Raw genomic sequence first — 5,707 nt, 5'->3', positions numbered from 1 at the left:
GGGCTGGTCACCGGGTTCATGGGCCATTCCTCCAAGGGCACGGTGGCCGCCAGGTCGATCTGCAGAGCATAGCTGGCCGGCGTGCCCGCCAGTAACAGGTGGTAGCGGCCGGCCGCCAGGTCGGCCAGGGCCATCTCGGCGCGGCCGGATCGGCGCGAAGACGCCTCGGCGGCATCGAGCGCGGCCTTTTGTGCTGCGGGCCAGGCAGCGCCGGCCGGGCGCTGCAGCACAGCCAGGATCTGGGGGTAGACCGAGGGCAGGCGCGGCAGGGTCGAGGCCGCCACCGTGTCGGCAACGGCACCGGGCACTGGTGGCTGCAGCAGCGCCAGCGTGGCCATCACGGCATCGTGCTGCACCACGCGCTGGCTGAGCAGCCGGTGCACGATGCGTGCGTCCGTATCGAAGGCCGCGCGCAGCTGTTCTACGCGCGCATGCGCCAGCCAGCCGGCACCGGCGGCCGCCACGAGGGCCCACAACAGCAATCCTGCGAGGCGATGACGCCATGCCTTGGTCATGGGGCGGATTCTGGCACGCTGGCGGTCTGGTGTAATCCTGTCAGCCATGCCCACCGCAGCCCCGTCGCTCCACCCCTGGTTCACGCCCCGCAATCTGCTGTGGGCGTCGGTGGCCGTGGCGCTGGTCACCATCGCGCTCAAGATGGCCGCCTGGTACGTGACCGGCTCGGTCGGCCTGCTGTCGGACGCCATGGAGTCTTTCGTCAACCTGGCCAGTGCCGTGGTCGCCCTCGCCATGGTCACCATCGCCCAACTGCCTGCGGACGAGAACCATCCCTACGGGCACCACAAGGCCGAATATTTCTCCTCGGGCTTCGAGGGCATCCTCATCGTCGGGGTCTCGCTGGGCATTCTCTGGGCGGCGGGGCACCGGCTGTTTGCCCCCCAGCCCATCGAGCAGCTGGGCTGGGGCCTGGTGCTGTCGGTGGCCAGCTCGGTGCTCAACGGGGTGCTGGCCTGGCTCATGCTGCGTTCATCGCGCGTGCACCAGTCGATTGCGCTGGAGGCCGATGCGCGCCATCTCTTCACCGACGTCTGGACCTCGGCCGGCGTGCTCGTGGGTATTGTGGGGGCCACGCTCACGGGCTGGCTCTGGCTCGATGCCATGGCAGCCATCGCCGTGGCGCTCAATATCTTCAAGGAGGGTGTGTCGCTGGTCTGGCGCTCATCGCAGGGCCTGATGGACGAGGCGGCCGAGCCCGAGGTGCAGGCCGCCATCGAAGCCACGCTGCAGCGCTTCGCCCAGGCCCAGGCGCCGGGGGCGGTGCGCTTCGACCATGTTTCCACGCGGCGCGCCGGCCAGCGCCAGTTCGCCGGCCTGCACCTGCACGTGCCTGGCAACTGGACCCTGGCCCAGGCCGCCCGGCTGCGCGGCCAGGTGGAGCGGGCGCTGGTGGCGGCCGTGCCCGGTCTGCGCGCCACCATCGAGCTGCTGCCCAACGACGTGGAGGCCCTTTTCCATGAATCCGAACCCGAGGATGTGACGAAGTGATCAGTGTGATTCAGCGCGTGCGCGAGGCGCGCGTGGACGTGGAAGGCCAGACCGTGGGCGCCATCGGCCAAGGCCTTCTGGTGCTGGTATGTGCCGAGCGCGGCGATACCGAGGCAGAGGCCGACAAGTTGCTGGCCAAGCTGCTCAAGCTGCGCATCTTCGGCGACGACGCCGGCAAGATGAACCGCAGCCTGCAGGACGTGGCCGGCGGCCTGCTGCTGGTGAGCCAGGTCACGCTGGCCGCCGATACCACGGGTGGCAACCGCCCGAGCTTCACCCAGGCGGCTGCCCCGGACGAGGGCCGGCGCCTGTTCGACTACGTGGTGCAGCAGGCACGTGCCCTGCATCCCGTGGTGGCCACGGGCCGTTTCGCGACAGAGATGCAGGTGCACCTTGTCAACGACGGGCCGATCACCATACCGCTGCGCATTGCGCCAGCGGCGCCCGCGCAGTAGGCGTGATCAGGCTCCCACCAGTTTCTGGAACGAGCCCAGCACGGCCGGGCCGTTGAACGGCTTGACGATCCAGCCGCGGATGCCGGCGGCCTTGCCGCGTTCCTTCATCGCGGGCGAGTTCTCCGTGGTCAGCATCACGATGTTGACACCGCTGTTCTTGAGCTCGCTGCGCACCTTCTCGGCCATGGTCAGGCCGTCCATGTTGGGCATGTTCACGTCGCAGACCACGAGTTTGATGCGCGAATCCTGCTGCAGCTTGGTCAGGCCGTCGCGGCCGTCCACCGCGAAAGCGATGTCAAAGCCGTTCTTGCCCAGGAAGCCGCCGACTTCGTTGCGCACGGTGCTGGAGTCGTCGACGACGAGGATGTTGGCCATGGGTTTTCCTTGCAAAAAAGAGGTCAGAAGAATTCCAGTTCGCCCGCGACCTCCTGCACCTCGGGCGCTTTCCAGTGGAAGTCCATGGGGGTATAGGCGCGGGCACACAGCGTTGCGTACAGGGGCATGCCATCGGGCATGTCGATCTCGAAGTGCTGCAGATGGTCGGTGCCGATCTGGGCCATGTGGGGCAGGCTGCGGATGTCCAGGATCTGGGGGGTGGACAGGCCCAGGCAGTCGTAGAAGGCACCGAGCTCGCGGTTCATGGCGCCGCAGCACATGTTGCCGATCTCGCAGATGGCGTCAATGAACTGCTGCTGGCCCAGGTCGCTCTCGTTCTGACCGGTCACGCCTGCAATCCATTCCCGCGTGCGCGCATCGGGGGCGAAGTGCAGCGCCGTGATGATGCGAAACGAATAGGAGGCGATCGACAGCACCGCCATGTGCGTCAGCGAACCCTGCGCAACCGCCGGCACGGTGCGGATCTCTGGCTGGTGCTGCCCCATGCTCTGGCGCAGGCCTTCCATCATCATGCGGTCCAGGCTGTCCCTGGCGCGTTGGCTCACGGTCATGGGGTCGGGTTCAGGCGCACAGTGCCGCCTGGATCTTGCGGTTGGTCAGCTCCAGGCCCATCGACGCGTTGATGATCATCTTGCCGCCGGCCTGCATGTCCTGGAAGGTGGTGGTGGCTATCAGGTCGTTCTTGTACAGGTTGTCGCGGTAGTGCTTGGACAGGGCCTCGGCGTTGACCGACAAGGTGCGCATCTCGTTGGCCACCACGGCAAAGCCGCGGCCGGCACCGCCCGCGCGCGCCGCCTCGATGGAGGCGTTCAGCGCCACGATCACCATCTGGCGCACGATGCGGGCGAACTCGTCGTTCTTCTCGTGCATGTCCTTGTTGTGCGCCACCAGCTTGCTCATGTCGGCATGCCAGCGCTCGAAGGTCTTGCTGATGCCCTGCAGTTCGGCCAGGGCCTTGGCCAGCGTCTGGCTGTGGCCCATGGCGCCCTGCACCACGGCCTGCGCCTGCTGGCCGGCGCTGTGCTCGATCGCGCGCTGCTCCTCTTCCCACTGGCCGATGGCCTCCTGCATGCTGGCTTCGGTCTGGCGCAGCGAAGCGCTGAGCTGCTCCACCATCGCGTGGAGCCGCGCGTTCTCGTCCTCCATCTCCCAGTGCACGTTCTTGCCCGCTTCCTCGGTCTGCATGGCGGCCCGGCGCTGCCTGCGCTGCAACAGCCACCAGGCGGCCCCGGCGCCCAGGGCGGCGCCGCACAGGAACATCAATACTTCCATCATTGCACTGCTTCCTCCTGGCGCGCTGGCTGGGCATGGCGCGCCACTGCGTACTGCGCGGGCAGGTGGATCACCGTCTGAAATGGTGCGTGGCCTGCGGGCTTGGCCGCAGAATCCTGAAGCTCCAGCGCGATGCTGCCGCCCGCGGATTCGATGAAGGCCTTCACCGCGTCCATGCCGACGCCACGTCCCGAGATCGCCGTGACCTCGCTGGCCGTGGAGAACCCTGGTGCGAAGATGAGCTGCGCGGTCTCGGTCGGAGTCAGGCGGCTGTCCGCCGCGACCAGGCCCGATTCCACCGCCTTGTCGCGAATGCGCACCAGGTTCAGGCCGCGTCCGTCGTCGGACAGCCGCAGCGTGATCTTCTCGCCGGCACGCTGCATGGCGATCTCGATGCGGCCCTGCGCGGCTTTGCCCTGCGCGGTGCGCTCCTGGGGGGCCTCGATGCCGTGGTCGAGCGAATTGCGCAGCAGGTGCATGAAGGTATTGCGCAGCACGTCGGCCATCTGGGTGCGCAGCGCCATGCCGCCGTCTTCAATGGCAACCTGGGGCGCCTCCTTGCCCAGTTCCCGCGCCAGATCGGGCAGCGAAGCCACCACCGTGTCGAGCATGTCGTGCAGGGTGCTGGTGCCCAGCAGCTGCAGGGCATGCTGCACCTGCTCCAGCATGGCCCGCGTGGCATGGGCATTGCCGCTGTGGATGGCATGGTCCGCCGCGTGCAGCAGCTCGTCGATGCGCTCGCGCGGCACCATCAGGTACTTCTCCACGCTGCCGCGGCGTCCTGGGCCCTTGCGGCCCAGCTTGGTATCGTTGATCTGCACGTAGGCGTCCAGCGACTGGCGCACGGCCTCAAGCTCGATCTGCAGGGCCGCGTGGTCCCAGCCGGAGAGGTCCTGGCGCAGGGCGTCGTAGCGCTGCTCGGCCGCATGCGCCGCGTCGGCCAGCTGCAGCAGGCCATAGGTGCGGGCGTTGCCCTTGATGGTGTGCATGTTGCGGAACAACTCGGCCACGGCCGCTGCGCGGGCCGCAGCGTCGGTGGCTGCGCCGTCCAGCAGGCGCTGGTTGTGCAGCACGAAGGAGGCCGAGCCGTCCACGAAGTCGTGGAATTTTTCCTGCTGCACGGCCAGCACCTCGCCGATCATCGCCAGCTCCTGCTTCTGCGCCTGGGCGGCGCGGGCCAGCTCGCGCAGCTCGGTCACGTCACGCACGCACAGCATCAGGCGCTCGATGGTGCCATCGGCCGAGGCGATGGGCGACCAGGTGAGGTCCAGCACCTTGGCTTTGCCGTCGGCAAAGCGTGCGCTCACCTCGCCGGGCAGCAGGTGGGCGTTGAACTCGAAGTTCATTTCGTCTTCGCCGATGCAGGCGTCGATGTCGGTGGTGGCCTGGGACATGGCGTCGGCCCCCAGATCGGTGTGGTTGAGCAGCACGTCGCCCACGCTGCGACCGGCGATGTCGCGGGTCCCGACAATGCTGGCCAGGTGGTCCGAGTACTCGGGGTGGATCGTGCCGCCGGCCTGCAGCGTCATGATGCCCTGGGGAATGGTGTGCAGCATGACCTGGATGTCGGCCGTCTTGCGGCGCACCAGCTCGGTGCTCTCCTGGATCTTCTCCACCATGAGGTTGAAGGCCGTGAGCGAGCGGCCGATTTCATCCATGCGCGCCACGGGCACCCGGTGCGAGAAATCCTGGCTGGTGGCGATCTCGGTCATCTTGTGCTCCATCTCTCCGATGGGCTTGACGATCTGGCGGTACAGGATGAAGCCGATGCCCACCATCACCAGAACCGCCACGATGGTGATCGCGGTCAGCGTCGTCGTGGTCTGCATCAGGTTGGCGTTCAGGGCCGCAATGGCCTCGTCCTTGCCGCGGCGCTTTTCCACCTGCACGGCCTCGATCATCTGGCCCTGCTCGCGCAGGTACTGGTCCACGGTGGCGGCCATGGTGGCCTCGGCGGCTTCCTGCTGGCCAGCGAGCTTGAACTTGGCCGTGTCGTCGATGGCCTGGAAATAGTTTTCCAGGCTCATCTCGGCTTCCTTGATCAGGCCGCGCTGGGCGTCGCTGTCGGCCTGGCGCAT

General features: G+C 67.5%; 6 protein-coding genes and 1 pseudogene. 2 read left to right on the top strand and 5 right to left on the bottom strand.

Going from position 1 to position 5,707, the window contains the following annotated elements; genetic code table 11:
- A pseudogene (locus ACK59X_RS18930) lies at positions 1 to 515 on the bottom strand (two-component sensor histidine kinase); the annotation flags it as partial.
- A gap of 46 nt (positions 516 to 561) precedes the next feature.
- On the opposite strand from ACK59X_RS18930, the gene ACK59X_RS18925 reads away from it, so the two are divergent.
- Positions 562 to 1,506, top strand: coding sequence for a cation diffusion facilitator family transporter (locus tag ACK59X_RS18925; protein WP_409959710.1), 945 nt, complete (start codon positions 562 to 564; stop codon positions 1,504 to 1,506).
- Positions 1,503 to 1,961: a D-aminoacyl-tRNA deacylase gene (gene dtd, locus ACK59X_RS18920; RefSeq protein ID WP_409959708.1), complete on the top strand. Its 459-nt coding sequence runs from the start codon at positions 1,503 to 1,505 to the stop codon at positions 1,959 to 1,961. The genes ACK59X_RS18925 and dtd overlap by 4 nt, the downstream gene beginning before the upstream one ends.
- Positions 1,962 to 1,967: 6 nt before the next feature.
- Here the strand turns inward: dtd and ACK59X_RS18915 are convergent, their stop codons facing one another.
- From ACK59X_RS18915 to ACK59X_RS18900, 4 genes are all read right to left on the bottom strand, one after another.
- Positions 1,968 to 2,336, bottom strand: coding sequence for a response regulator (locus ACK59X_RS18915; protein ID WP_409959706.1), 369 nt, complete (start codon positions 2,334 to 2,336; stop codon positions 1,968 to 1,970).
- A gap of 23 nt (positions 2,337 to 2,359) precedes the next feature.
- Positions 2,360 to 2,908, bottom strand: coding sequence for a hypothetical protein (locus ACK59X_RS18910; RefSeq protein ID WP_409959704.1), 549 nt, complete (start codon positions 2,906 to 2,908; stop codon positions 2,360 to 2,362).
- A 10-nt stretch (positions 2,909 to 2,918) separates the two neighbouring features.
- Complete coding sequence (locus ACK59X_RS18905) at positions 2,919 to 3,632, bottom strand: methyl-accepting chemotaxis protein (RefSeq protein ID WP_409959702.1); 714 nt, start codon at positions 3,630 to 3,632, stop codon at positions 2,919 to 2,921.
- Positions 3,629 to 5,707: ATP-binding protein (locus ACK59X_RS18900; RefSeq protein ID WP_409959700.1), on the bottom strand; the 2,079-nt coding region annotated here is incomplete at its 5' end. The genes ACK59X_RS18905 and ACK59X_RS18900, both read right to left, overlap by 4 nt.

The sequence above is a fragment of the Acidovorax sp. genome, from assembly GCF_046339755.1.
Classification (GTDB): domain Bacteria; phylum Pseudomonadota; class Gammaproteobacteria; order Burkholderiales; family Burkholderiaceae_C; genus Acidovorax.
Note: the sequence above shows the minus strand (reverse complement) of the source record. Positions and strands in the feature narration are given on the sequence as shown.